The 26,453-nt window shown below is 52.6% G+C and carries 32 protein-coding genes; 27 read left to right on the forward strand and 5 right to left on the reverse strand.

All coding sequences use genetic code 11. The annotated features are described in order from the left end of the window. Positions 1 to 9 precede the first annotated feature (9 nt). From pyrE to purD, 11 genes are all read left to right on the forward strand, one after another. Positions 10 to 684, forward strand: a complete 675-nt coding sequence (gene pyrE, locus KE531_15540) for an orotate phosphoribosyltransferase (protein MBR9955004.1) — start codon at positions 10 to 12, stop codon at positions 682 to 684. Positions 685 to 696: 12 nt separating this feature from the next. Beyond that, positions 697 to 846, forward strand: coding sequence for a hypothetical protein (locus tag KE531_15545; protein ID MBR9955005.1), 150 nt, complete (start codon positions 697 to 699; stop codon positions 844 to 846). 85 nt (positions 847 to 931) lie between these two features. Next, positions 932 to 1,402 carry a VanZ family protein gene (locus KE531_15550; protein MBR9955006.1) on the forward strand — a complete coding sequence of 157 codons (471 nt, stop codon included), beginning with the start codon at positions 932 to 934 and terminating at the stop codon, positions 1,400 to 1,402. Then, a complete protein-coding gene (locus KE531_15555) occupies positions 1,383 to 1,697 on the forward strand; it encodes a calcium:proton exchanger (GenBank protein MBR9955007.1) in 315 nt (104 codons plus the stop codon). The genes KE531_15550 and KE531_15555 overlap by 20 nt, the downstream gene beginning before the upstream one ends. A 19-nt stretch (positions 1,698 to 1,716) precedes the next feature. Next, positions 1,717 to 3,813 (forward strand): aminopeptidase, encoded by a 2,097-nt coding sequence (locus KE531_15560; protein ID MBR9955008.1) that lies wholly within the window; start codon positions 1,717 to 1,719, stop codon positions 3,811 to 3,813. Positions 3,814 to 3,959: 146 nt separating this feature from the next. Beyond that, a complete protein-coding gene (locus KE531_15565) occupies positions 3,960 to 4,520 on the forward strand; it encodes a TetR/AcrR family transcriptional regulator (protein MBR9955009.1) in 561 nt (186 codons plus the stop codon). Between the two features lie 83 nt (positions 4,521 to 4,603). Beyond that, a complete protein-coding gene (locus KE531_15570) occupies positions 4,604 to 5,950 on the forward strand; it encodes an MATE family efflux transporter (GenBank protein ID MBR9955010.1) in 1,347 nt (448 codons plus the stop codon). Between the two features lie 97 nt (positions 5,951 to 6,047). Beyond that, positions 6,048 to 6,566: a 5-(carboxyamino)imidazole ribonucleotide mutase gene (gene purE / locus KE531_15575; protein ID MBR9955011.1), complete on the forward strand. Its 519-nt coding sequence runs from the start codon at positions 6,048 to 6,050 to the stop codon at positions 6,564 to 6,566. Between the two features lie 75 nt (positions 6,567 to 6,641). Then, entirely contained in the window at positions 6,642 to 7,673 is a 1,032-nt protein-coding gene (locus KE531_15580) for a phosphoribosylformylglycinamidine cyclo-ligase (GenBank protein ID MBR9955012.1), read from the forward strand. Then, positions 7,667 to 8,260, forward strand: coding sequence for a phosphoribosylglycinamide formyltransferase (locus KE531_15585; GenBank protein MBR9955013.1), 594 nt, complete (start codon positions 7,667 to 7,669; stop codon positions 8,258 to 8,260). Before KE531_15580 ends, KE531_15585 begins: the two co-directional genes overlap by 7 nt. A 121-nt stretch (positions 8,261 to 8,381) precedes the next feature. Continuing rightward, a complete protein-coding gene (gene purD / locus KE531_15590) occupies positions 8,382 to 9,659 on the forward strand; it encodes a phosphoribosylamine--glycine ligase (protein ID MBR9955014.1) in 1,278 nt (425 codons plus the stop codon). A gap of 60 nt (positions 9,660 to 9,719) precedes the next feature. Here purD and KE531_15595 read toward each other — a convergent pair whose 3' ends face one another. Both KE531_15595 and KE531_15600 read right to left on the reverse strand, forming a co-directional pair. Then, positions 9,720 to 10,205: a hypothetical protein gene (locus KE531_15595; protein MBR9955015.1), complete on the reverse strand. Its 486-nt coding sequence runs from the start codon at positions 10,203 to 10,205 to the stop codon at positions 9,720 to 9,722. A 19-nt stretch (positions 10,206 to 10,224) separates the two neighbouring features. After that, positions 10,225 to 10,854, reverse strand: a complete 630-nt coding sequence (locus KE531_15600) for a TetR/AcrR family transcriptional regulator (protein MBR9955016.1) — start codon at positions 10,852 to 10,854, stop codon at positions 10,225 to 10,227. Positions 10,855 to 11,076: 222 nt separating this feature from the next. On the opposite strand from KE531_15600, the gene KE531_15605 reads away from it, so the two are divergent. From KE531_15605 to KE531_15645, 9 genes are all read left to right on the forward strand, one after another. Further along, positions 11,077 to 11,895, forward strand: coding sequence for a GNAT family N-acetyltransferase (locus KE531_15605; protein ID MBR9955017.1), 819 nt, complete (start codon positions 11,077 to 11,079; stop codon positions 11,893 to 11,895). Between the two features lie 44 nt (positions 11,896 to 11,939). Then, positions 11,940 to 13,409 carry a hypothetical protein gene (locus KE531_15610; GenBank protein ID MBR9955018.1) on the forward strand — a complete coding sequence of 490 codons (1,470 nt, stop codon included), beginning with the start codon at positions 11,940 to 11,942 and terminating at the stop codon, positions 13,407 to 13,409. A 34-nt stretch (positions 13,410 to 13,443) separates the two neighbouring features. Continuing rightward, complete coding sequence (locus KE531_15615; protein MBR9955019.1) at positions 13,444 to 14,442, forward strand: YfcE family phosphodiesterase; 999 nt, start codon at positions 13,444 to 13,446, stop codon at positions 14,440 to 14,442. Between the two features lie 30 nt (positions 14,443 to 14,472). After that, a complete protein-coding gene (locus tag KE531_15620) occupies positions 14,473 to 14,832 on the forward strand; it encodes a VOC family protein (protein MBR9955020.1) in 360 nt (119 codons plus the stop codon). Positions 14,833 to 14,866: 34 nt separating this feature from the next. Beyond that, positions 14,867 to 15,631 (forward strand): MBL fold metallo-hydrolase, encoded by a 765-nt coding sequence (locus KE531_15625; protein MBR9955021.1) that lies wholly within the window; start codon positions 14,867 to 14,869, stop codon positions 15,629 to 15,631. Between the two features lie 71 nt (positions 15,632 to 15,702). Next, entirely contained in the window at positions 15,703 to 16,293 is a 591-nt protein-coding gene (gene lacA / locus KE531_15630) for a galactoside O-acetyltransferase (protein MBR9955022.1), read from the forward strand. A gap of 82 nt (positions 16,294 to 16,375) precedes the next feature. Beyond that, positions 16,376 to 16,795 (forward strand): hypothetical protein, encoded by a 420-nt coding sequence (locus tag KE531_15635; GenBank protein ID MBR9955023.1) that lies wholly within the window; start codon positions 16,376 to 16,378, stop codon positions 16,793 to 16,795. 230 nt (positions 16,796 to 17,025) lie between these two features. After that, the gene (locus KE531_15640; protein MBR9955024.1) at positions 17,026 to 17,451 is read left to right on the forward strand and encodes an Hsp20/alpha crystallin family protein; all 426 of its coding nucleotides are present in this window, start codon (positions 17,026 to 17,028) and stop codon (positions 17,449 to 17,451) included. A 78-nt stretch (positions 17,452 to 17,529) separates the two neighbouring features. Then, complete coding sequence (locus KE531_15645) at positions 17,530 to 17,994, forward strand: Hsp20/alpha crystallin family protein (GenBank protein ID MBR9955025.1); 465 nt, start codon at positions 17,530 to 17,532, stop codon at positions 17,992 to 17,994. Between the two features lie 95 nt (positions 17,995 to 18,089). Here KE531_15645 and KE531_15650 read toward each other — a convergent pair whose 3' ends face one another. Beyond that, on the reverse strand, positions 18,090 to 19,094 hold the full coding sequence (locus KE531_15650; GenBank protein MBR9955026.1) for a DUF362 domain-containing protein: 1,005 nt from the start codon (positions 19,092 to 19,094) through the stop codon (positions 18,090 to 18,092). A 186-nt stretch (positions 19,095 to 19,280) separates the two neighbouring features. Between KE531_15650 and KE531_15655 the strand changes: the two genes are divergently transcribed. From KE531_15655 to KE531_15670, 4 genes are all read left to right on the forward strand, one after another. Next, entirely contained in the window at positions 19,281 to 19,826 is a 546-nt protein-coding gene (locus KE531_15655) for a nitroreductase family protein (protein MBR9955027.1), read from the forward strand. A gap of 149 nt (positions 19,827 to 19,975) precedes the next feature. Next, positions 19,976 to 20,884: an RsmB/NOP family class I SAM-dependent RNA methyltransferase gene (locus KE531_15660; protein MBR9955028.1), complete on the forward strand. Its 909-nt coding sequence runs from the start codon at positions 19,976 to 19,978 to the stop codon at positions 20,882 to 20,884. A gap of 13 nt (positions 20,885 to 20,897) precedes the next feature. Beyond that, on the forward strand, positions 20,898 to 21,596 hold the full coding sequence (locus KE531_15665) for an NUDIX hydrolase (protein ID MBR9955029.1): 699 nt from the start codon (positions 20,898 to 20,900) through the stop codon (positions 21,594 to 21,596). A 57-nt stretch (positions 21,597 to 21,653) separates the two neighbouring features. Then, entirely contained in the window at positions 21,654 to 21,833 is a 180-nt protein-coding gene (locus KE531_15670; protein ID MBR9955030.1) for a hypothetical protein, read from the forward strand. Positions 21,834 to 21,888: 55 nt separating this feature from the next. Here KE531_15670 and KE531_15675 read toward each other — a convergent pair whose 3' ends face one another. Next, positions 21,889 to 23,259: an MATE family efflux transporter gene (locus tag KE531_15675; protein ID MBR9955031.1), complete on the reverse strand. Its 1,371-nt coding sequence runs from the start codon at positions 23,257 to 23,259 to the stop codon at positions 21,889 to 21,891. A gap of 181 nt (positions 23,260 to 23,440) precedes the next feature. On the opposite strand from KE531_15675, the gene nudC reads away from it, so the two are divergent. Genes nudC through KE531_15690 form a run of 3 tightly spaced genes read left to right on the forward strand, consistent with a single transcriptional unit; the run spans position 23,441 to position 25,461 of the window. Continuing rightward, on the forward strand, positions 23,441 to 24,322 hold the full coding sequence (gene nudC, locus KE531_15680; protein MBR9955032.1) for an NAD(+) diphosphatase: 882 nt from the start codon (positions 23,441 to 23,443) through the stop codon (positions 24,320 to 24,322). Between the two features lie 9 nt (positions 24,323 to 24,331). Beyond that, positions 24,332 to 24,889 carry a DUF3841 domain-containing protein gene (locus KE531_15685; GenBank protein MBR9955033.1) on the forward strand — a complete coding sequence of 186 codons (558 nt, stop codon included), beginning with the start codon at positions 24,332 to 24,334 and terminating at the stop codon, positions 24,887 to 24,889. Next, positions 24,865 to 25,461, forward strand: coding sequence for a DUF3841 domain-containing protein (locus tag KE531_15690; protein ID MBR9955034.1), 597 nt, complete (start codon positions 24,865 to 24,867; stop codon positions 25,459 to 25,461). Before KE531_15685 ends, KE531_15690 begins: the two co-directional genes overlap by 25 nt. Here KE531_15690 and KE531_15695 read toward each other — a convergent pair. Next, positions 25,458 to 26,363 (reverse strand): LysR family transcriptional regulator, encoded by a 906-nt coding sequence (locus KE531_15695; protein ID MBR9955035.1) that lies wholly within the window; start codon positions 26,361 to 26,363, stop codon positions 25,458 to 25,460. The genes KE531_15690 and KE531_15695 overlap by 4 nt on opposite strands. Positions 26,364 to 26,453 lie beyond the last annotated feature (90 nt).

Here is a 26,453-nt window from a genome sequence, read left to right on the forward strand (position 1 = left end):
ATAAAGAATATGGAAAGATACAAGCAGGAATTTATTGAGTTTATGGTGGACTGCGGCGTCCTGAAATTTGGAGATTTCGTCACAAAGAGCGGAAGAAAGACCCCGTTTTTCGTAAACACAGGCTTTTACCGCAACGGCGCACAGCTCAGAAAACTGGGCGAATACTATGCAAAAGCCATCCAGGAGACCTTCGGCACGGATTTTGACGTGCTGTTTGGGCCGGCCTACAAGGGCATCCCGCTGACGGTTGCTGCCAGCATGGCTTTAAGCGAGCATTTCGGCGCGGACATCAAATACTGCTCCAACCGCAAGGAAGTCAAGGATCACGGCGACAAGGGAATTCTCCTTGGAAGCCCGATTGCTGACGGCGACAAGGTCGTTATCATCGAGGACGTGACGACGGCAGGAACTTCCATCGAGGAGACGCTTCCGATCATCAAGGCCCAGGGCGACGTAAACGTGCTCGGCCTTGTGGTATCCGTGGATCGCTGTGAGAGAGGACAGGGCGAGAAGTCTGCCCTGGCTGAAATCCAGGAGAAGTACGGCTTTAAGACGACGGCCATCGTTACGATGAAAGAGGTTGTCGAGCATCTCTACAACAGGGAGTACAAGGGCAAGGTCATCATCGATGACAGCTTAAAGGCAGCCATCGACGCCTACTACGAGCAGTACGGCGTAAAATAAGGAGTGCATGTCATGGAAAGAATCTATAAGACCATGCGGAATGCAGGCGCGGCCAGCGTTGCCGTCGGCATTGTGATCCTGACGGTCGGTATGGCGGCCGGGATTGTGGCAATCGTAAACGGCGCCGTCCTGCTTAAGAGAAAGTCAGAAATTACTTTTTAAAAACGAATGAGATAAGGCCGGGAATTCGCCGGGGAAATCCGGAGAGCGCCCGGCCTCGTTTCTTCTGTGGATGGAGATTGAAAGCATGCTGAAACATAACAGGCATCGGAGCCTCGGGTTCGTCCTGTTCGTCCTTTATCTGATCCTTCTGACATATTTCCTGTTTTTTGCGGAGGAGATGGGGCGGAGCCCGGAGGCCAGATCCGATTATCAATACAACCTGGTTCTGTTCCGTGAAATCAGGCGGTTCATCATGTACCGCCATGTGCTCGGCTGGAAGGCCGTCGTCTTAAATATCGCGGGAAATATGGCGGCGTTCGTGCCCTTCGGCTTTTTCCTTCCTGTCATCTGGGTCAGGACAAAGCACTGGTACACGACGACGCTTTTAAGCTTTGCCTTCAGTCTCTGCGTGGAAACCGCCCAGCTCGTCTTTAAGGTCGGCAGCTTCGATGTGGACGACCTGCTTTTAAACACCATCGGTGGCCTGGCGGGCTATGTGGTTTACTGCCTTTTAAAAGGAGTGTGGCATAAGTACAGTGAAACGGATCGGCAATAAGGTATCGTATATTCGCAAGCCCCTGGCAAAAAACAGCTTTGTGTCGGCAGGGCTTTCGGCGGTGTCTGTCATTCTGGCAGCGGCAGCCGTCGGCCTTTCCTACATGTCCCAGGGCAATGCGCCGCTTACGGCGGCGGCGCTCGGGTTTTCCAGCATCCTGACGGCGGTTTCGGCCATCGCCTACGGCGTTTTTTCTTTTTTTGAAAAAGAGAAAAACTACCTGTTGGCAAAGATCAGCCTGACGGCGGCCGGCGTCATGGTTTTTATCTGGCTGATTATTATTGCTCTCGGCTGAGAAAGAAACGGAGGCAGAAATGGAAGATTCAATTTTACTGGAGCGGTATGCGCTTTCCATGGAACGCATCCGCAGGATCCTGGAGGAGGAGACTGTAAGTGAGCCTTTCCGGGCATATTTTCAGGACGCGGCCGGCTTTTTGCTGGCGGTATCCGAGCTGCGGGAGGTTATCATGTCCGGGGCCTTTAAGGGCTTGGAAACAGAAGAAAAAAAGGCCTGGAACGAACGGCTCTACGGCGGTATCCTGCCGGGAAATTATGAAAAAAGCTATGTCAATCCGGCATATGCGGCCAAAATGCTCGGGGAGGATATGGGAAAGCTTCTTTCCTTCCTTTATGCAGAAATCCGAGGCGACATTGTCTACGCTTTTGAAGGCCGGCTTTTAGAGATTGTGATCTGGAATGAGGCGTTTATTGAGATTTACAACCTGTTTGAGGAAGGAATCCCGGAGGAAAAGCAGGTGCGGGACGTGATTTACTGGTGCGTCAGCGACTACTGCGACGAGACGGCTGCGTTCCGAGTCCGCGAAGGCGTGGATCCGTCCCTGGATTTTGCAAAGAAAATCATCATGGAGAGCGACCTTTCGGAGCCGTCTTACCTCTATGATTTCGGCGAGTATGTTTCAGAACAGGAAATTTCCCTCTCAAAGTTTCTTTCCGGACTTCCGGAGGAGACCATCCGGCGGATTGCTGATACCTTTACGGACGGCTATATCCGCGGCTTTTCCGTCATGGGACGCGATCTCTCCAAAAAGAAGACGGCGGCGATCCGTTATCCTCTCGGCTTTGAGCGTGTAATCCGCCGGGCCGTGAAAAATTTCGAGGCTGCGGGCCTTTCCGTCATTTTCCCGCGGACGGCTGTTTCCAGCGTCAGCCGGAACCCCGGCGGGAAAAACGGCTGGTTCGGCAGCTCCCCCAACAAGCAGTATGACTACGATCACCGGTATGACTGCGCGCTGTTTTATGACAAGGCGTTCCGCGACAGGAAGCTTTCCGTTTTAAAGACGGCCTATGAGACATATAAAAAGGAAGCGGCGGACTATGCCGGGCCGGCGGTGTTGGAAATTTTCGGCGAGGAGGGCTTTTCGCCGGTAAATAAAAAGGAGGCCTGGGCGTTTACGGAAAAGCAGCAGAAGCTTTATCTGGAATTCAGGAACCTTTCGATGCCGGTGACGAACGCCTACATCCCAGGCGATGAGACGAGCTTTACGATCATGGCGTTTCCGACCCCGGAAATCGGCCCGGATTTCGAGGCGATTTTTAAAGAGACGATCCGCATCAATACGCTGGATCATGAAAAATACCAGAAATTCCAGCAGATCCTCATTGACACCCTCGATCAGGCCGAGTACGTCCATGTTTTAGGGCGGGGCGAAAACGGCACCGACCTTCGGGTCGCTCTGGCGCCGGTTTCTGATCCGGAAAAGGAGACGCGGTTTGAAAACTGCGTGGATGATGTGAACATCCCTCTCGGCGAGGTGTTTACGTCGCCGAAGCTTTCCGGAACAGAGGGGCTTTTAAACGTAGGCACCGTGTACATCGGCGAAATCCAGTTTAAGAATTTAAAGCTCCGGTTTGCGGACGGCCGCGTGACGTCTGTTTCCTGCGATAATTTCCTTGCAGAACTGCCAGAGACGGCATCGGAGGAAGAAAAGGCTGCGGCAGCGGAGGCCGGAAGGACGCTTGTGATCCAGGAGATCATGAACGGCCACGAGAGCCTGCCCATGGGGGAATTTGCCATCGGAACCAACACGGCGGCCTATGCCATGGCGGAGCAGTTCGGGATTTTGGATCGGCTGCCGATCCTGATTGTGGAGAAGATGGGGCCGCACTTTGCCGTGGGCGATACGTGTTACAGCTGGTCGGAGGACAGCCCCATGTATAACCCGGACGGGAAAGAGATGACGGCGAGGGACAACGAGGTGTCGATTTTAAGGAAGGAAGACCCGTCAAAGGCGTATTTCGGCGTCCATACGGATATTACGGTTCCTTATAAAGAGATCGGCCGGATTGACGCCGTCCTTCCGGACGGAAAGAAAATTCCCGTGATTGTGGACGGGCGGTTTGTGCTTCCTGGGGTTCTGGAGCTCAATGAAGAATTGGACAGATTGATTTAAAACGATATTGCTGCCAGGGCCACCGGTTCAGCCGGTGGCCTTGGCTTATTCAAAATAATGCCGCTAACAGCAAAAATGAATGAATTTTATTCATTGACTTTTCAGAAAAGCGTGCTATACTAATTGGTAGAAAGGAGGTTCAGATTATGCGGGTTACAAAGGAACCGGAAGTACGCAGACAGGAGATTTTAGATACCGCTCTTAAGCTGTTCGGGGAAAAAGGATATGAAAAAACCTCGATTACAGACATAGCAAAAGCAATCGGTGTGGCACAAGGCCTGTGCTATCGTTATTTTCCGTCGAAAGAGGCTCTGTTTGACAGTGCGGTTGAACAATACGCCGACGTCCTGGTGGAGCAGTTTGTCAGCTCTGAAAAAGACGGGCATAAGACCCTGCGGCAGATTATTGAAGATATGCCTGCCACGGTGGAAGAGCGGGACACAAAATATTATTCTGTCTTTCACGGAGCGGCGAATAAAAAATTTCACGATCAGTTATCTCTCAAAGTATGCGAGAAGCTGGTTCCCCTTGTGGAGAAACTGTTGTATCGGGCCAGGCAGAAAGGCGAGCTCCAGTTTGACGATTTGCAGGCCGCCGCTATGTTTTGTGTGTATGGACAGCTTGGCATCCTGCTGGCAGACGATTTGACGCAGGAAGATAAGTCAAAACGGATTCGAGAGTTTCTCATATTTGCACTGCATCTTTGAAAAATCTCCCGCTTTGTGTCGGGGGATTTTCAAAGCCCAAGAAAATGAATGATGTTCATTCAAATAAGAAAGGAAGTTTTACAATGCCAACAAAAATTGATTTCATTGGCGGAAATACAAAGCGCTGCCTTATGGCAATGGCGCTCCCGATGATGGCCGCCATGTTTCTTAACATGATGTATAACCTTGTAGACAGCCTGTGGATCGGAAATCTGCTTGGTGAGACAGCCTACGCCGCTTTGACAAACTCCACCCCTGTCATTCTGCTTTTAACTTCCGTTGCGATGGGTGCAACGAATGGCGTATCCATTTTGCTCTCCCAGGTGATTGGCGCAAAGGACAGGATAAAAACAGAAGGTTTGATTGCCACATCGTTCTGCGCCGCAGTGGTGTTTTCACTTCTCGTCACCGCTCTGCTTGAGATTTTTCTCCCGGGAATTTTGAAAGCTCTGAACACGCCGGAAGAAACTTATGATATGGCATACGGCTATCTGGCGATATATGTTCTCGGGTATTTTGCGGTTTATCTCTATCTCTACTTCACCGCCGTTTTACGGAGCTTTGGCAATTCCATGTTTCAGGCAGCAGCAATGCTGGTATCAACGATTTTGAATGCAGTCCTAGATCCGATTTTTATCCATTTTATCGGATTTCACGGTGCCGCGATTGCCACATTGCTTTCTCAGGCGATCTGTCTGCTGTTTATGCTGATTTATCTGAAAAAGAAAAAGCTGTTCAAGTTTAAAATCTCTGCGTTTGATAAGAAGGAAGTATGGCCGCTGGTTCAAAAGGCAATTCCCTCTGTCATTCAGCAGAGTATTCCGGCAATCAGTACGACGTTCCTCACGGCGCTTGTCAGTACATACAGCGTCACAGCAATCGCGGCTTATGGAGTGACAGGAAAACTGGAAACCATTCTTTTCTACCCGGCGATGGCTTTGAATATGGTTTTGACTGCCATCATCGGGCAGTGTATCGGCGGCGGACGATATGACCGGGCAAAAGACTATCTGAAATGTGCACTGGGATATGGCTGCGGCCTGCTCGCACTCCTTTCTTTTTTGATCGTAGGCTTTTCAAAACAGCTTTCCGGCCTGTTTGTTAAAAGCAGTGATGTTGCAGGTATTGTCGGAACATATTTTATGATTGTCAGTGTTGGGTATGTTCTTAACACAGTCACAAATTGTTTTTTAGGCGCCCTCAATGGTTTGGGAAAACCTTCAAAAAGTATGTTCCTGATGATTTTCTATTATATATTGGTTCGGATGCCCCTTGCTTATTTGCTTTCCTGTATGGGCCTGGGCCTAAATGGGATTTGGGCTGCTGTACTGGTCAGCCATGTGGCTGCCAGTGCCGCTGCCGGCATCTATGGAATGGCATCTTTTAACTTTCCATTTAGATTTCCCCATTTCCTCTTGACGCGGCGGTAAAAAACTAGTATTATGATTCATAAGAGATGATATTTATTTCAATCCAATATATTAGTATAACTTATCAATAACCATCAGATGAAAAGGAGAGAAAAAAATGGCAAAAGTTGGGATTGTAATGGGAAGCGACTCCGATATGCCCATCATGGCACAGGCTGCCGATATGTTAGAGGAGCTCGGAATCGACTTTGAGATGACGATCATTTCCGCCCACAGGGAACCGGACATTTTTTACGAGTACGCGAAGGCGGCTGAGGGGAAGGGAATCAAGGTAATCATTGCCGGAGCCGGAAAGGCGGCCCATCTTCCCGGCATGTGCGCGGCGATTTTCCCGATGCCCGTCATTGGGATCCCGATGAAGACGTCGGATCTCGGCGGCGTGGATTCTCTCTATTCGATAGTACAGATGCCTTCGGGAATCCCGGTGGCGACGGTGGCCATCAACGGCGGGAAGAACGCCGGCATCCTGGCGGCCAAAATCCTGGCCACGTCCGACGAGGCGCTTCTTTCCAGGCTGAAGGCTTATTCGGAGAAGTTAAAGAATGAGGTGGCCGGAAAGGCTGAGAAGTTAGACCAGATCGGTTATAAAGAATATCTGGCGGGGATGAAGAAATAATCTGCCGGATTTCAAGTTTTTGAGCCTGCCGGGCCGTCTGCCCGGTGAAACCATGGAAGATGTTTGGAGGTACATATGGATTACAAGAATGCCGGAGTTGATATTGAGGCTGGCTACAAATCAGTAGAGCTTATGAAACAGCATGTGAAGGGCACCATGCGCCCCGAGGTGCTCGGCGGGATCGGCGGGTTTTCCGGCGCATTTTCCGCAGCGGCCTTTAAAGGTATGGAACATCCCGTCCTGTTATCCGGAACGGACGGAGTCGGAACAAAGTTAAAGCTTGCATTTTTAATGGATAAGCATGATACGGTCGGCATCGACTGCGTCGCCATGTGCGTCAACGATGTGGCATGTGCCGGCGGCGAGCCGCTGTTTTTCCTGGATTACATTGCCTGCGGAAAGCAGGTTCCGGAAAAGATTGCTGCCATCGTGTCCGGTGTGGCCGAGGGCTGCAAGCAGGCCGGTTCTGCTTTAATCGGCGGCGAGACGGCAGAGATGCCGGGCTTCTATCCCGAGGATGAGTATGACCTGGCTGGCTTTTCTGTCGGCGTCGTGGACGAGAAGGACATGGTGGACGGCAAGGAATTAAAGGCCGGCGACGTGCTGATCGGCATGGCTTCCTCCGGCGTCCATTCCAACGGCTTCTCCCTTGTGCGGAAGGTGTTTGAGAAGGAGCTTACGAAGGAAGGCTTAAATACGTATTACGACGAGCTTGGAAAGACCCTGGGCGAGACGCTCCTTGCGCCGACAAAGATCTATGTGAAGGCGCTTAAGGCCGTGAAGGAAGCCGGCGTCCGCATCCATGCGTGCAGCCATATCACAGGCGGCGGTTTTTATGAGAACGTGCCGCGGATGTTAAAGGACGGCGTCTGCGCCGAGATTAAAAAGGACAGCTATCCCGTTCCGCCGATTTTCGCCATGATGCAGAAAAAGGGCGAGATCGAGGAGAAGGTCATGTACAATACCTTCAACATGGGTATCGGCATGATCGTAGCAGTAGATGAGAAAGACGCTCATAAGGCCATGGAGGCCATGAAGGCGGCCGGTGAGACGCCGTATGTGATCGGTTCCGTAAAGGAAGGCGAAAAGGGAGTGACCTTATGCTAAGAGTCTGTGTCCTGGTTTCCGGCGGCGGCACGAATCTCCAGGCGATTTTAGACGCCATGGATCACGGCGCGGTCACAAATGCCGAGGTCGTCAAGGTTATCAGCAACAATCCCGGCGCCTATGCATTGGAACGTGCGAAAAACCACGGGATTGCGGCGGAGTGTGTGTCCCCGAAGGACTTTTCTGACCGGGAGGCCTTCAATGAGGCGCTGCTTTCCAGGGTGGAGGAATGCAGGCCGGATCTCATTGTTTTGGCCGGCTTCCTTGTGAAGATCCCGCCCATGATGATTGAGAAATTCAGAAACAGGATTATCAATGTCCATCCGTCACTGATCCCGTCGTTCTGCGGTGTCGGATATTACGGGCTTAAGGTTCACGAGGCGGCGCTTTCGCGCGGCGTAAAGGTGACGGGGGCTACGGTGCATGTTGTGGACGAGGGGATGGATTCCGGTCCGATTCTTCTTCAGAAGGCCGTGGAAGTAAAGGAAGGCGATACGCCGGAAATCCTCCAGAAGCGTGTCATGGAGGAGGCGGAGTGGCAGATTCTCCCGAAGGCGATCCACATGATTGCAAATGGAATGATTTAAAAGACTGCTGCGGCAGATTTCGGAAAGCAAGACAAACGCTTTTGCGGGCGGCTGCCGGGTACCGGCGGCCGTCTGTTATTTGGTGAAGATTTTTGACGGGAAATACGCGAGGAGGGCGAACATGAAAGTTCTGATTGTTGGAAGCGGCGGAAGAGAGCATGCGATTGCATGGAAGATTGCACAGAGTGACCGCGTGGAGAAGATTTACTGTGCTCCGGGAAACGCCGGGATTTCTGAGGTGGCCGAGTGCGTGCCCATCGGTGCCATGGAGTTTGACCGGCTTGTGGAATTTGCAAAGGAAAAGGAGATCGACCTGACGGTCATCGGTATGGATGACCCGTTAGTGGGCGGTGTGGTAGATAAATTTGAGGAGGCAGGGCTCCGGGTGTTCGGCCCCAGGAAGAATGCGGCCATTTTGGAGGGTTCCAAGGCCTTTTCCAAAAACCTCATGAAGAAGTACGGGATCCCGACGGCGGCATACGAGACGTTTACGGATCCGGAGGCTGCCATTTCGTATCTTAAGACGGCAAAAATGCCCATCGTATTAAAGGCCGACGGCCTGGCACTCGGAAAGGGCGTTTTGATCTGTGAAACGCGGGAGGAAGCCGTCGAGGGCGTGAAGACCCTGATGACGGATAAAAAGTTCGGAGATGCCGGAAATGAGATCGTCATCGAGGAATTTATGACGGGCCGCGAGGTGTCGGTGCTTTCGTTTGTGGACGGGAACATAGTAAAGATCATGAGCTCGGCCCAGGATCATAAGCGGGCCAAGGACGGCGATGAGGGCCTCAACACCGGCGGAATGGGAAATTTCTCTCCCAGCCCGTTCTACACAAAAGAGGTGGACGAGTTCTGCAAAAAGTATATTTATCAGCCGACGGTGGACGCCATGAAGGCAGAAGGAAGGCCGTTTAAAGGCATCATTTTCTTCGGGCTGATGCTCACAGAGGACGGGCCGAAGGTTCTCGAGTACAACGCCAGGTTCGGCGACCCGGAGGCGCAGGTGGTGCTTCCGCGGCTGGAAAACGACATCATCGAGGTGTTTGAGGCGTGCATCGACGGCACCCTGGATCAGGTTGACTTAAAATTTGACAACGACAGGGCAACGGTCTGCGTCATCCTGGCGTCTGACGGCTATCCGGTGGAGTATAAGAAGGGCTATCCGATTTCCGGCCTTGAAAAGTTTAAGGGGCTGGACGGATATTATGTGTTCCATTCCGGGACGAAGTTCGATGAGAACGGGCAGATTGTCACGAACGGCGGCCGCGTGCTCGGCGTGACGGCCAACGGGGCGACCCTCAAGGAGGCCAGGGAGAATGCCTATAAGGCAGCCGAGTGGGTGAATTTCGAGAATAAATATATGCGCCATGACATTGGAAAGGCCATTGACGAGGCGTAGGAAGAAGAATGCCGCAGGCGGGGCCAGCTTTTTGCTGGCGGGCCTGCGGCTTCCTTTCCCTCACTTTTTTGCAAATTGGTTCATAAAGAAGTCAGTAAATGCCGCCAGTTCCTCATCCTGCGACACGTAGACATACAGCTTTTCATCCTCCAGCCAGTCATAGGCATTGATGCCGATATACCCTTTCTTGTCGGGATAAATGATAAATGCGTCCGTAGGGTACTTGTTTCGGTAGGCTTTCAAAATTTCGGAGCGGCGGTAGTACGTCGGATCACCGCAGCCGGAAAGGTCAGGAACCGTGGGAACTGCCACAATCGTCTGGCTGGCTTCGTTCCAGCCGACAATCAGATTTCCGATTTTTGTTTTGCTGCCATGGACAAAGCCGTAATTGAAGCGGCTCACGTCCTCGGTATATCCGAAGATCAGCCTGTAATCGTCACCGTCTGTGACGACATGGTTAAACAGCGCCCGCATTTTCTTTGCATTTGCGCGGCTCTTTTCCATATCAATTTCCGGTCCTTTAAACAATTTGCTGAAAAACCCCATCTTTTTTCCTCCTGAAGATTTATTTTTGAAGAGAGTCAGAAGCCATCTTTAGCTTTTCCAGGGCATCCACAATCGCGGCAATCTGGAAATCTACGGTTTCGTCAGCCGCTTCAGGGACAAGAAACGGAAGCGTGTCGGGGAGAGCCCTGCGTACCACTATCGTAGCAAGGCTTAAATTTGTAAACAGCCCGATCCGGCGTTCATCTGTCCGGATCCCGAAGTTTTCTAAAATTTCTCCGAAAAGCTGAAGCTGCCTGCGGCGGAAAATCTGGTAACTTTCCTTTGACAGGCGCTTAAAAATAATCTGCTGTTCTTCTATTGTCAAAACAGCAATCCCGTTCCGTTCTCCGTAACAGCAGGCATAAAGAAATTGTTTCACGGCGTCGCGCCAGCTAAGCGCAGGATCCGCCATCAGCTTTTTGATATACTCGATAATTTTAGGCTGCTGCCAGTACAGCGCTTCAACCACCAGGTCTTCTTTCGTTGAGAAAAAAGAATAGAAGAAGGTTCGTGAAATACCAACCTTTTTATATATCTGCTCTACGGTTGTATGCTGTACGCCCTGTTTTGCCATCAATTCGAGCCCGACAGCAATGAGCTCTGTCCGGATCCGCTCCCTGTCCTTTTCAGAATAAGCTACCTTTGGCATCCCATCACCTCATGTACGAATAAAAACAACTTTATATATTTGTATTTATTTTAGCATATCCCATAAAAGAACACAAGAAAAAATAATGCAGGCGTACAACTTTGACGCGTTATGCCTGCCCCATAAACAAAACTTTTGCGGATATTACGCAAAAATAATAGAAATATCCGGAGATTTATATTATAATTTCTATCAATTAGCAGAACAGGAAGGGAGGCCGTCATGTTTCGGATTTATGAAAACGGAAACCAGTTTTTCAATGACAACCGCGGTATTTTAAAAGAGAATCCCCTGGAAACCGTCTTTTTCGTCAGCAATGCGGAAAACCTGAAGGATTCGTCCCAGGGGTTCGCAGTGAAGGCGGCAGAGGGGGAGCTTTGTCTTCTGGCGATTCGCTATCGGATCTTCCCGATGGTTCTATACGGGGACAGAACCTTATGCGGCGAGCTTGCGGCAGGGCTTAAGGAACACGGGCTCACCTTTGGCAGCGTGCTTTCGGACGCGGAAACGACGGAGGCTTTTTTCCAATGCTATGAAGCGCTGGCAGGGGGGACGCATGTATTGTCACATACCACGGACATGATGAAATGTACGTCGGCAAGGCCTGCGGACACCAGCCTTGTGGCTGCGGCATTTGAAGAAGAGGCAGAGGAACTTGCGGAACTGATGGGGCAGTTCTCGGAGGAGGCCGGCACGCAGCAGACGGATTTCCAGGAGCGGACAGCGGAGGTTCTGGCACAAATCCGGGATTTTGCCGTTGTGCGTATGGATGGGAAGATTGTGTCGATGGCGAGGAAAGTGCGGGAAACGGATCTGCTCTGCGGCATTTCCCATGTATTTACCCGCCGGGAATACCGGGGAAAGGGGTTTGCCAGACAGACGGTTACGGCGCTTACGGAAGATATTTTAAAGCAGGGAAAGCTGGCCTACCTGTATGTGGACAGGACAAACCCGATTTCCAACCATTTGTATCAGAGCATTGGCTATGAGTACGGGAAGCCGCATATCGAGACGGCGTATCTTCCCGCAGAAAACGCATGACTGCGGGGCTGGCGTATGAAAGTGTGAGAAAGGCGGTATCATATATGGACTCTATTTACAGACGGATTTTAAAAGCAGCAGGGGAAGACGGGGTGCTCCCTGCTGATTTTTCCCTGGGCGGGCCGCCTGCATCCAACCGGATCCGGTTTGCGGACGGAGCCATGGACGGGATCCTTTTGTATCATTCCATGGGCCAGGGCGCAGAAGGGCTTCTGGAACATTTGAAAGAGATAACGAAGGAAGCATCGGAGGGCGGCTCTTTTGAGACGCTTTTGGAGAAGCTGGAAGGCCTTTTTGATGAGCAGGACGGGATGCTTTCCTGCATTGACGGGCTTCAGGATTGGATCATTGCGAACCGGCAGGAGCTTTCGGCAGAACGTGTTTTTCGTTTTGCAGAACGTGTCCTGACGGAAAGCGGGAAAAAAGGGGCTGTGAAATATGCCTTATCGGTGCTGGAACTTTTTGCAGGGACGAGGGGAAGCTGGCGGGAGCATGTACGGACGCTGGCACTCTCAGAAGAATTTACGCTGTTTTGTGTCTTCATAGCGAGGGCATGGGAGGATGCCGGAAAAGAGCTGTTCGGCATGGCGAAAAAGGTGCGCGGATGGGGCAGGATCCATGCGGTCGAGGCGTTGGTGCCGGAAAATCAGGAAATGCGGGACTGGCTGTTTTTTGAGGGCTGGAGAAATGAGGTTCTTCCCTCGTATTCTGCCGTTCCCTGCGCCGTGAAGGGCGGGCTCTCGGAGCGGCTTCGGAAAGAGCTGCTTTCCGACGGGGAATTTGAGGCAGCCGGCGGCCTTTTGCAGGCGCTTTTTGATGAGGGGCCGCTGCCCGGGATTTCCTCGGAAAAATTAGAGGATCCCCAGGGGCTCTTGCTTTCTTTCCTCGGTCATGGAAGAAGACGGGCACTCCTGTATTCGGATTACGAGACGGTAGAAGCCGTTCGTGACAAGGCCGATGAGATGGGCTGGACGGAGGCCAGGCAGGAGGCGGAGAAGCTGCTTCAGTCGGAGGAATGCCGGAGAGAGCTGGGGAGAGCCATGAAAGAAGGGCTTGGCGGCTTTGCCCTGGCAAAAAAGCTGGGCATGAAGTATGAGGAGGCGCTTTTGGCCTCTCTCGACAGGGATTTTCCAAAAAGGAACGTGGATCTTTTCCTGATTTTTGAGGCAGAAGACAGGGAGCTTCGGAGCAGGGCCATAGAAATCTGTGAGCGGGAGCTCCCGGAATCCCTCGGAACCGGCCCGGCCGACTGGTCTTTTGCGGTGAATGAACCGCGGTACAACATGCTGGGTTACTGCGTCCAGTTTCTCAGAAGATGGCCGGGCGAGGGAGAGACGCTTGTGAGAACCGCCCTGCTGTCCCCGGTGATCAATAACCGGAACATGGCGCTCAATGTCTTAGAGGACTGGAAGGGCGCCGGATGGCAGGAAACGGAAGGGATAAAGGCGGCCCTTCAGAAGCTTAAAGAGACAGAGGAGAACGAACATGTCAGAGAGCGGCTGAAAACCATGTGACCGTGCGCTCTTTTTTGGAATGGAGGTGTAAGCGATGAAGATTGCAGTCCTGTCTGACACCCACGGCCTTCTGAGGCCGGAGGCGGCGCGGCGGATTGGCGAATGCGATGCGGTGATCCATGCAGGAGATTTCTGTACGAAGGAGATCTGGGAACAGGTTTCGGCATGCAGGAAGCCGGGAGCAGAGTTTTATGCGGTAAGAGGGAACAACGACAGGGAATTCATGGACTTCCTGCCGGAGAGCCAGAGCTTTGACCTGGGCGGCTTCCGTTTTTTTCTAGTGCATGACATCGAGGATCTTCCGCGGGAGCTTTCCGAATGCCAGATCGTGATTTTCGGCCATTCCCATAAATATGCTAAGATAGAGCGGGACGGGAGACTGTGGCTGAATCCGGGAAGCTGCGGGAAACGGCGGTTTTCCCTTCCGGTCACCATGGCAGTTCTTCATCTGGAGGCCGGTGCATGGAGCGTGGAGCGGATCGAACTTTTTCCAGGGGAGAAGGAGCTTACGGAGTTGAGCCGGTTTTTAAGCCTGATTCTGCGCCATAAGCCGGAGGCCGCAGGCATTGCTTTAGACGGGCATGGATGGGCAAAGGTGGACGAACTTCTGGAGGGGATCCGGAAGACGCGGCCCATAAGCATGGAGATCCTCGAGGAAATTGTCCGCACGGATAAGAAGATGCGGTATTCCTTTAATGAGGACAAGACGAAAATCCGGGCAAACCAGGGGCACTCCATTGAGGTGGACGTGGAACTGAAACGGGAAGAACCGCCGGAGTTCCTCTATCATGGGACGGGGGAGAAATTTGTCTCTTCCATCGAAAAGAAGGGACTGCTCCCTAAAAGCCGGCTCTATGTGCATCTTTCCGGCGATCCGGAGACGGCAAAAACCGTTGGGAGCCGCCATGGGAAGCCGGTGGTTTTCCTCGTGGAGAGCGGCCGGATGGCAAAGGACGGATATGTGTTTTTCCGGTCGGTCAACGGCGTTTGGCTCACCGGAAAGGTGCCGGAGAAATATTTAAAGCGGTTATGACATGACGGAAGACAGAAGGGAGCGGTGAAGTTGCGGCTTAAAAATATTTTGATTGTTGTCAGGGACCTGGAGCGTTCCAGAAGCTTTTACAGGGAGTTGTTCGGGCTGGAAACGGTGCGCGACGGCGACGGAAATGTGATTCTCACGGAAGGGCTTGTCCTTCAGGAGGCGTCTTCCTGGAAGGAGTTTACGGGAAAGGAGCCGACGGCAAAAAATCATGCGTTTGAGCTTTATTTTGAAGAGCGGGATCTTGAGGGTTTTGCCGAACGGCTGGAAAGATACGGCGGGATCCGGTATGAGAGCCCTCTGCATGAGCTCCCCGGCGGGAAAAAGACCCTGCGGTTTTATGACCCGGACGGAAATTTGATTGAGGTGGGGACGCCAGGGTGAGAGCGGTTCCATGAAAAAGGGGGTATCTGCCTGTATGAAAAACTGGTTCACTATCGAACAGATTGACAACGGCACGTATGCGGTCAGCGAGTACGGGCACTGGGAGGAGACCCACTGCTACCTCGTTTGCGGGAGCGAACGGGCCGTCCTCATCGACACGGGGCTTGGCGTTTCCAACATAAAAGCAGAGGTCGACCGGCTGACGGCCTTGCCGGTCACGGCGGTTACGACCCATGTCCACTGGGATCACATCGGCGGGCACAGATATTTTGAGGACATTGCCGTCCACGAGGCGGAAAAGGAATGGCTTTCCGGTCATTTTCCCCTGCCTCTTAAGGCGGTAAAACAGAATCTGACTTGCAGGCCATGCGAGTTTCCGGAGGACTTTGAGCTGGAAAGCTACCAGATTTTTCAGGGAACGCCGAGGACTGTCTTTTCTGACGGCAGCCAGTTCGACCTTGGAAACCGCAGACTTTCAGTGATTCATACCCCGGGGCATTCTCCGGGGCACTGCTGTTTCTATGACACGGAGCGGGGATACCTGTTTTCCGGCGACCTGATTTACAGGGGATGCCTGGATGCGTTTTATCCGACTACGGATCCGCAGTTGTTTTATGAGTCGGTAAAGAAGATAAGCGGCCTTTCAGTCAGCCAGATTCTGCCCGGACATCACAGCATGGACGTTTCGCCGGCGATGGCAGGGCAGGTGCTCAGGGCCTTTCGTGAGCTTTCGGAGGCCGGGAAGTTAAAGCAGGGGAGCGGTGTGTTTGACTTTGGGGAATTCCAGATTCATATTTAAGCGGTTTAGCGCCCATGCTGCGGCCATGGAACAATCAGGACAGATATCAGAAAATGGGAGGAAATTCGGCTATGACAATGGAAGAGAGAAAAGCGAAGGGGCTTCTCTGGACAGATACGAAAGAGGCGCTGGAGGCACAGAAGAAGGCGCGCGGGCTTTGCTTTGACTTTAACCACATTCATCCGTCAGAATGCGAGAGGCGGAATGCGATGCTTCCGGAGATTTTCGGAAAGGTAGGGGAAGGCGTCTGGATTGAGCCGCCGCTCACATGTGCGTTCGGAAAGACCGTCACCATCGGCGCAAAAACCTATATCAATTCCAATCTGACGCTTGTGGATGACTATAAGATTACAATCGGAAGCGGCGTCCTGATCGGCCCCAATGTCATGATTACGGCCACCGGCCACCCGGTTCACCATAAGCTGCGCCCCAACGGGGAGATGTATTCGTTTGAGGTTATCATTGAAGACAACGTCTGGATCGGCGGCAATGCCGTCATCCTGCCAGGCGTCCGGATCGGAGCCAACTCCGTCATTGGCGCGGGGAGTGTCGTCACGCGCGACATTCCTGCCGACTGCGTTGCGGTCGGCAACCCCTGCCGGGTGATCCGTGAAATTACGGACAGGGATCTGGAGTATTATTACAGGGATCTGCATGTGTAGGGAGCGTGGGCATCTGGGAATGAAGAGAAAAAGCTGTTTATCCACATTCCGGAGATTAAAAAATATATATGGAGGGATCCCTATGCGAAAAGTATTCTTGACCTTATCGGCAAGCCTGCTGATTTTTGCGGCATGTATCGGCTGTTCACAGGCGGATGGGCTGGCTGCGAATAATCCGGAAACAGAACACACGGCCGCGCCTGCTTCCAAGAGCAGTGAGCCGCTTTCGGCTGCGGGGGATGAGTCCTTAGACGGCAAAAAGTGCCTGACAGGGCTGTTTGGAGGCTGGAGCCGTATAGAAAAGACGATGTGGGTCAGTTTAACAGAAGACATTGATGAGGTGGAAGAAGGCCGCGGAGTTACCATTCAACTAAATGAAGAATTGGAAGAGCAGGTTCTGGATTTTGAAATAGGAGATATGCTGTACGTGTACTACGATGATATTTCCGTCACAGACGAACCATTGATCGCCGCCCCATACAAAGTCACATTGGCGGAGTAAAATAAGAACTATCGAAAAGTGTGAAGCCCGTAAAACCAGGAAAGCGCGGGACTTCACACTTTTTTCACAAATAAATTAGCACTCAACTATTGACAGTGCTAATAATATGTGTTATAGTACATGCAGAACAAAGGAAGAGAGATCAGAAAGCAGGAAATTGATCCCGCAGGTTTCTCCTCCGGTTCCGAAAATCATGGAAAGACATAGTGAAAGAAAAGGAGAGATGACTTATGTTGATGCCTAGTATTTTTGGAGAGAGTTTGCTGGATGACTTTTTCGGAAATCCTTTCGATAGTTATAAAGGAACAAGTACAGATTTGATGCGGACAGACATCAAGGACACGGACGGCGGATATGAGATTACCATGAACCTGCCTGGTGTGCGGAAAGAAGATGTGAAGGCAGAGTTAAAGGACGGCTACCTGACGGTCACGGCTTCGTCCAATACGAACCGGGACGAAAAGGACAGCCAGGGCAGATATATCCGCAGGGAGCGGTACAGCGGTTCCTGCACCAGAAGCTTTTACGTGGGCGACCAGGTGACGGAGACCGACATCAAGGCGAAATTTGAAAACGGCACGCTGGCCCTCATGATCCCGAGAAAAGAAGAAAAACCGGCAGTGGAAGAAAAGAAATATATTTCCATTGAAGGATAACATTTGGATTTGGAACAAAACATGACGCCCCGGCCCCGGACGGGCCGGGAGAAAAAGAAAAATATGGAGGAATGACTTATGTTGATGCCCAGCATTTTTGGTGATAACTTATTTGATGATTTTATGAACGACTTCCCGTTTTTTGATGACAGGGATATGAAAAAAATGGAGAAAAAGCTGTACGGACGCCATGGGAAGAACCTGATGAAGACGGATATCAGGGAGACGGAAGACAGCTATGAGCTGGAAATGGATCTTCCGGGATTCTCCAAGGACGAAGTGAAGGTTTCCCTTGAAAACGGCTGCCTCACCATCAGCGCCGCCAAAGGTGTTGACAAAGATGAGCAGGAGAAGAAGACAGGCAAATACATCCGCAGGGAGCGGTTCGCAGGTGCCTGCGAGCGCAGCTTCTATGTGGGCGAAGAGCTGACCCATGAGGACATCAAGGGCGAATTTAAACACGGCATCTTAAGGCTGACAATCCCGAAGAAGGTGGAGAAGCCGGAGGTTCCGGAGAAGAAATTTATTTCCATTGAAGGATAAATAAGAAGAGGACGGAGGCTGTTCCCGGAAGGGGGACGGCCTCCGTCCTTTTGCAGGTGCGGGAAACCGAATAAATCATGTTCCTGCGCCGAAATTTATACACCCGTAAACGGTACCACATCCTTTACGGCTTCTGCCGGGGAAATTTCCGCATCCTGATGGTCGATGTCGATGAGGCGGTACCTGTCACAGCCCATACCAAGCTCTTTCATGTAGGTGAGCTGGCGCAGGCCATGGCGGCTTTCAATCCGTTCCACGAGCGCCTTGTGATCGTCCTTCTTGAGAGCGTACACGAGATCGACGGAGGCCTGGTCGACGGCCAGGATATCGCGGGAGGCCAGGATGCCGATGTTAGGCGTCACCACAGGCATGGCTGCCGTGCCCTCACAGTCGCAGGAGACGGACATGTTCCGCAGGACGTTGACAAAGGTGATGTGTTCGCCGAAATGGTCGGTGACGGCCTTTGCAGACTCCATCATGCGCTCCATGAATTCCTCGCGTGCGATGTCCCACATGTTGTCGGAGCCGGGTGTCGTATGGATCATGGCCTTTCCGATACGGCCGTCGGCGCAGCCGATGCCGATATTTTTGGCAGAGCCGCCGAAGCCGCCCTGAGCATGGCCTTTAAAATGGGTCAGTACGAACATGGAATCATAGTCGAGAATCGTTTTTCCCATTTCCATCTCCGTAAACCATTTGCCGCCCTTTACAGGGAGCGCCACTGTTCCCTCTGCATCCATAATATCCACAGGGCAGAAGGTCCAGCCGTTGACCTTTAAAGTTTCAAGGTGCTGCTCGGTGGTGTAGCGGCCGCCTTCGTAATACGTGTTTGTCTCGACGATGGAGGCGTCCGGCAGGCTGTTTTTCATCAGGGATTCGACCCAGGGCCGCGGGATGATGTTGGGCCCGTGCGGCTCTCCTGTGTGAAGCTTTACGGCAATTTTTCCTGTCATGGACTCCTTCACGCGGTCAAAAATTTTCTGAAGGCCCTCTGCGGAGAGATCCCTCGTAAAATATACGGCGGATTCACCTCCGGTGCGCTCCTCAAAGGGGATATAATGCTCTCCGCCGGTTCCCGGCATGGGTTTTTGTTCTGCCATTTTTTATTCTCCTTTCCAGGGTACAGACATACTGTTTCTGATCTTTATTTTACTCCTTAGAGCACACTGTAAGTCAAGAGAAAAATCATTGAGAATTCCGGGCGGCAATGGTACAATGTCCCTATATGAATCATTGTCCCTGCACGCTGATATGGACGGCAGGGCAGCAGAAAAGAGGAGAAAACCATGAAATTTGAAGAGCTTCAGAACATCCGGGAAAGCTGCCGGGTGTACAGTGACAAGCCGGTTTCCCGCGAGATCCTGGCACACCTTGTGGACGTGGCGCGGTTAAGCCCGAGCGGCTGCAATGCACAGCCGTGGCGTTTCATCATCGTCGACGAGCCGGAGGCTCACAGCAAGGTCGTGGAGGCCTTCGACGACAACGGCCTGACCGGCTGCCCCTGGGGAGACAAGGTGCCGGCGTTCATCCTGATCTGTGAGGATGAGGCCCACTTAAAGCCTGGCGTCGGTGAGCACTACGGCTCCCAGCATTTCGCGCAGATGGACATCGGCATGGCTGCCATGGCTCTCTGCCTGGAGGCGTCGTCCATGGGTCTTGGAACCTGCATGATCGGCACCATGAACCAGGAAAAACTCCACAAGGCCTTCGGGATCCCGAAGGAGCGCCCTGTCCGCCTGATTATAACGGTGGGCTACCCGGCAGGAAACGGCGCCCCGAGGAAAAAGACGCGGAAAGCCCTTGAGGAAATCCTTACCTATAATCATTGGTAGGGCGGAAAGAAAGACGGCAGCACAGGTACCGGTGCCCAGTGTATCTTCGGATGACGGGGCACCGGCTTTTTATGATTGACTTTTTCCATGCGCGGTTGCTATAATCGTGGAAGCGGCCTGTATGCGGCCGAAGAAAGGCTGGCAGAAAAATGGAACGAGGAATACCGGAATATTTATACGGACTTTTAGATAAACAGTATGGAGAGGAGACGGCCGGGGAAATTCTTAACGGTTACAGGAAAAGACGCCCCACAACGCTCCGGGTCAACCGTCTGAAAACAGACAGGGAAGCGGTGGAGGCGGTGCTTTCAGATGCCGGAATCGCATACCGGAGAGCGGAATGGATGGAAGATGCGCTGATTCTTGAGACAGCGCGGGAAAGCGAAATCCGAAAGCTTCCCATGTACGAAAACGGCTGGATCTATCTCCAGAGCCTGTCCTCCATGCTGCCGCCGGTGATTCTTTCTCCAAAAGAGGGCGAGAGCATCCTGGACATGGCGGCGGCACCCGGGGGAAAGACGACGCAGATGGCGGCGATGACCGGCGGGAAGGCGCAGATCACAGCCTGCGAGCGGGATAAGATCCGGGCAGACAGGCTGCGGTACAACTTAGAAAAGCAGGGCGCCTTTGGCGTCTACGTGATGGTGGAGGACGCACGGCGGCTCGACAGCTTCTTTTCCTTCGACCGGATTCTTCTGGATGCGCCGTGCAGCGGAAGCGGTACGATTTTTTGGGAAGAGGGGAAGCCGCCGGTCCGCTTTACGAAGGACTTCTTAAATAAATGCACGAAATCCCAGGGGCAGCTTTTAAAAAAGGCCCTGGAAGTGTTAAAGCCGGGGTGGGAGATGGTCTATTCCACCTGCTCTGTGCTGGAGGCAGAAAACGAGGCGGCCGTGAAAAAGGCGCTGTCCTCGGGAATGGCAGAGCTTGTGCCCCTTCATCCGGAGGACTTTCCGGGAATCCCGTTCCTTCCGACCGCCATGGACGGCGTGCTCTGTGTGAAGCCGGACGGGCTTTACGAGGGCTTTTTTGCGGCAAAGCTCAGGAAAAAACGGTAGACGGAGGGGAACGATGCCATTTTTAAACGATCTGAAACGGTTTTACGGCACCGGGGAGAAAAACCGGGCGGGTCAGAGCCTGGAAGAATTTTTAGATGCCTATGACCCGAAAAAATACGACTGCCCGAGCAATACGACGGACATCGCAGTGGTGCGGTGCAAAAGAAAGCTGGAGCGCTGGGGACAGCCCCTGGAACTCCTTTTAATCCGGCGGGGGAACCATCCGAGCATCGGCTTCTGGGCGCTGCCCGGCGGCTTTGTGGAGCTTAAGGAAGACCTGGAGGCCGGCGCCAGAAGGGAGCTCGAGGAGGAAACCGGCGTGAAGGGACTCCCGCTCCAGCAGCTTCGCACATGGGGCGCTTACGACAGGGATCCGAGATGGCGCGTCATCACCACCTCATTTCTGGCTTTGGCAGAAGGCGAGCTTGCAGTCCGGGCCGGCGACGATGCGGCCGACGCCCTGTGGATGGAAGTCGGGCTTTCAAAGGCAGAGAGCGGAGACGGGAGAGAAGTCTGGGAGCTGGATTTAAAGAACCAGGCCCACGGAATTTCCCTGTATGCAAAGGCAGCCGTCACCTTTGACGCCTGTGGGATTTTGCCCCAGGAGCGCTATGAGCTTCTGGACTGCCGCGGCCTGGCGGTGGATCACGGCCTGATCATCGTGCAGGCGCTTCTCTATCTGAAAGAGCGGCTTGATAAGCGGCATGTTTAAAGCGGCGTCCAGGCGGGCAGAATAAAAGAAAACGGGAACAGAAAGGAGGCCCCTTCTATGACGTGGATACTGACTGCGGGAATCGTATGCGTATTTCTTGCGGCCGCTGCCATATTTTTAGGCCTCCTGATTGCGCCTACGAGAGAGCAGAGAGAGTCGGAGGACGAAGAATTTCTGGAATATCTGAAAAATCGGGAAAAAAGCCAGGAGAGACGGGACGGCTCTCAGAAGGCATAGAGAAAGGGCACTGCCAGCGAAAACAAACGGCAGTGCCCTTTTCCTATGACGAGATTTATTTTTGTCCCTGAACGCGGTCTTTCAGAGGCAGAATCTCTTTTTTATAGACGTACCGCAGAAACAGTGATGAAATAACAACGGAGCAGACCTCAGCAATCGGGAACGCGAACCAGATGACCGAAAGTCCGCCCACCCTGGAAAGGATGAATGCCACGGGAAGCAGCACCACAAGCTGTCTCAGAACGGAAATCCAGAGGCTTAGCATGCCGTGGGCAAGGGCCTGGAAGACGGAAGAGCAGACGATGCAGAAGCCGGCCAGAAGGAAGCTGAAGCTGATGGTTCTGAGAGCCGGGATTCCGATTTCCAGCATGTTGTCGGAGGCGTTGAAAATCGCCAGCAGCCTGTCCGGGAAAAGCTGGAACACGGCAAAGCCGATTAACATGATGGAAACGGCGTAGATCACGCTGAGCTTGATTGTCTTAATAATGCGATCCGGCTTGGCGGCGCCGTAGTTGTATGCCACAATCGGCACCATGCCGTTGTTGAGGCCGAAAACCGGCATGAAGATGAAGCTCTGAAGCTTAAAGTAAACGCCGAATACTGCCGATGCCGTGGACGTAAAGGCGATCAGGATCTTATTCATTCCGAAGGTCATGACGCTTCCGATGGAGGCCATGATAATGGACGGAACGCCGACGGCGTAAATGTTTTTGATGACAAATCCCCGGGGCCTGAAGCCGCGGAAAGAGATCTTGATCTCATGGTTCTTTGCGTGGTTAAAATAGATCCCCAGGAAAAAGGCCATGATCTGACCGAAGACCGTGGCGGCCGCAGCGCCGGCTACGCCCATTTTCGGGAAACCGAACAGGCCGAAAATCAGGATCGGGTCAAAAATAATGTTCAAAATGGCGCCGAGCCCCTGGGTCAGCATGGAATAAAAGGTCTTTCCCGTGGACTGAAGCAGCTTTTCACATGTGATTTCTCCAAACAGGCCGAAGGAGAATACCGTACAGATCATGAGATAAGACGTCCCGTGTTCTACGATGTCCGGAATATCCGTCTGGAGAAGGAAAAATGTCCTGGAGAAGAAAAGCCCCAGAACGGCAAAAACGATAAAGTTGCAGATTGCCAGGAACAGGGCGTGGTTGGCCGTCTTGTTGACGTGGTCGAAATTTTTCTCGCCCAGGCATCTGGAGAGCAGGGCATTGACGCCGACACCGGTACCGGTGGCCACGGCGATCATCAGGTTCTGGGCCGGGAAGGCCAGGGAAACGGCCGTCAGCGCATTTTCACTGATCTGGGCCACAAACATGCTGTCCACCACGTTGTAGAGCGCCTGCACCAGCATGGAAAGCATCATGGGCACAGACATGGAAACAAGAAGCCGGTTGACCGGCATGACGCCCATTTTGTTTTCAGTTGTCATTGGGAAAGCTCCTTTCACATAAGTATAAAAGCATAAAAAAGAGACCACAGGCTAGCCGCGGCTCTCCTTTATACTATAATGGAAATCAGGGTTTTCGTCAATGATTTTCTAAAGCCTCTTCCGTTTGACAAAATACGCCGCCTGGCGTATCATAAAAGAAGACGGAAAGGAGAGAAGCGACATGATTCAGGACATCGCACCGCACCAGTATGACCTGTCCTACGGACATCCGGTTCCGCAGGATCAGGACTACGTGCTGTACATAAAGAGCAATCAGACACTTTTGAGAAAAAAGGGAGAGGAAAACCACGAAATCCCCAGGTTTTCGGATTTCCCGGAGGAGATGGAGGCCTTAAAAAAGCAGGCATACTACCTGTTTTCCATTGACGGGCTCCGGTATTTTTATGTCTCCTCCCTGCTGGAGAAAAAAGCGGGGGAGGAGTATGAGCTCTGCCCAACCTCGGCCTTCCGGAAGATGAAGCCCATGCACCAGGCCTTTGCAGGGATCACGGCGACGCAGATCCACCGCTGGAAGGAAAGCCGAAAATTCTGCGGCCGCTGCGGCCATGAGACGAAGGACAGCGAGACGGAGCGCGCCGTCGTCTGCCCGTTCTGCGGCCAGATCGAGTACCCGAAAATTTCCCCGGCCGTCATCGTCGCCATCACCGACGGCGACAGGATTTTAATGTCCAGATACCGGGTGAACAATAACCCCTACCGCGGCTATGCGCTGATTGCCGGCTTCGTGGAAATCGGGGAGACCTTTGAAGACACTGTGAGGCGGGAAGTCATGGAAGAAGTGGGCTTAAAGGTTAAAAACATCCGCTACTATAAGAGCCAACCCTGGGCCTTTTCCGACACGGAGATGATTGGCTTCTTCGCCGAGCTGGACGGGGACGACTCCATAAAGCTCCAGGAGGACGAGCTTTCCGAGGCCGGCTGGTTTACGAGGGAGGAAGTGCCCGACGAGACCATGATGGTGAGCATCGGAAGCGAGCTTAAAATGATCTTTAAATACGGGAGCCTGGAGGAGTTTTATAAAAAGACGGGCATGACGCCATAGGAGGACGGTATGGGTAAACGGATCATGTGGACGAAGCAGCATAAAAACGTCTGGAAGCTTCTGCGTCAGGACGGAAGGTACACGGCGAAAAAGGAATACATATTAAAGGATCTGGGGGATGAGGCGTATCTTGTTTTAGAGGCCTACGACTGGCTCGTGGATCATATGCCGGGTTCCGGAAACCGGCCGGCTGACGCGGAATACCCGGTCTGGCTTTCCTATTCCGGAGAAACGGTACGCATGACGGACCCGGAGACGGTCATTTTAAAGCTGTCGGTGGATGAGGCACTTATTACGCCGGTCAACGTCATCAAATGGGGAAAAATCATGGATTATTCCTACATTCCTGCAAATGAGGCTGACGCCGAACGCCACAGGACACTGCTTGCCGACTACCGTGTCAGTGATGTGAAGGCCTACATGTCCCAGTTTTATCCCCAGATCAAGCGGGAGATTATCGCAAGCTGGGACAGGCTGTTCGACGATACGATTCTCCTTGGAAACGATTTGAAATACGGGCTCATATGGGAGTTGAGAGAAGAATGGGTATTGGATGTGATGGAGTAAAGCTCTATTCCCTCCAGACGCAGACGGTTCTGGATGTGCTTTTTGAGGACGGCGTCTGTTTCTCGAAGGAAGAATATGTGAAGAAAAAATACGGTGAGAGCGCAAAAATCTTCCTGACGGCCTACCGCTGGTTCGTCGGCCGCGCCGGGGAGTATATGAAAAAGCCGGAGGGGGCCGAGTTCCCCTACTGGGCATTCCGGGATCTTTACAGCCTGGAGGCCTCGCCGGACAATCCGCCGCTTGCGCTCCTTGTGCCGAAGGACGAGGCCGTGTTCTTTGACATGTACGACTGGAACAAAATCATGCAGCTTCGCTACATGGGCGAGGATGAAAAGGACGAGAAAGAATTCCGAAAGGAGCTTTCCATGTGCGGCCTGGACGAGACGAAAATCATGCTGACGGACTTTTATCCCGACTGGAAAGAAAAGATTTATAAAAGCTGGGACCGTCTGTTCCGGCATCATGAAGCCATAAAAAAAGGAGACCTGACCGGTATCGGAAGCGTACAGGCAGGCCTCTGGCAAATCAAAAAAGAATGGATTTTAAACGAAGGCGGGGAACCGGCCGATTAAAGCCGGGCACCCGCCGTTTTTTCGCGGGAAAAGGCAAGGAATTCCTTTAGGGTATCGGAGGAATCCTGGGCGGAACAGGCAAAGCCGATGACACGCCTGGGGACGGGGGCAGGAAGGGGCACTTCAATCAGCGCGCCGGATTCCAAATCGTCCTGCACAAATTCCATGATGACGCAGCCGATTCCCAGGCCGATCCTGGAAAATTCAATCAGAAGATCCATGCTGGTGACTTCAAGAAGCTGGTTTGCCGCAATCTGGTTGTCGGCCAGATAGGCGTCGATGTGGTTCCTCGTCATGTTGCCGCGGTCCAAAAGCATGATGTTGCCGGTCTGGAAGATATCGGCGTCCCGGCCCTCCCTTAAAAGCAGGTTTTCCATATAAGCCGGCGTACAGACAAAGCCGTCGTGGATTTCCATGACCGGGTAAAAAGAAATGCCGCGCCGGTTCTTCGGCTCCGCCACCAGGCCAACGTCGATGCGCCGGTTTTCGATCCGGTCGAGGGTCTGGGCCGTGGACAAGGTCTCCATGGAAATGTTCACATGGGGATACTTCCCGATGAACCCCTTTAGATAAGGAAGAAGGACGTATTTGCACAAGGTGCTGCTGACGCCGATGCAGAGATGGCCGATGTGGAAATCATGGATCCGCTTCAGTTCTTTTTCGCCGCGGTCTAAGGATTCAAAGGCCGTGCTCACATGCTGGAAGAGGACTTCGCCCTCCTTTGTGAGCTGGACGCCGCGGGAATTCCGCAGAAAAAGGCGGGTGTCCAGGCTTTCCTCCAGTTTGCTGATGGCCTTACTGATGGCCGGCTGGCTGATGTAAAGCTCCTTGGCGGCGCGGGAAATGTTGCCGCAGCGGGCCACCTCGTAGAAAATCCGGTACTGGGATAAGTGCTGTTCCATATTTATAACCCCCTTTCATGGGTGCCATTCGTATTATGTATTTCTATTATAGTAAAACGTGTGCTAGAATGTCAACAGATTCATAGTGCG

Source organism: Eubacteriaceae bacterium Marseille-Q4139 (assembly GCA_018223415.1).
Lineage (GTDB): Bacteria > Bacillota > Clostridia > Lachnospirales > Lachnospiraceae > CABSIM01.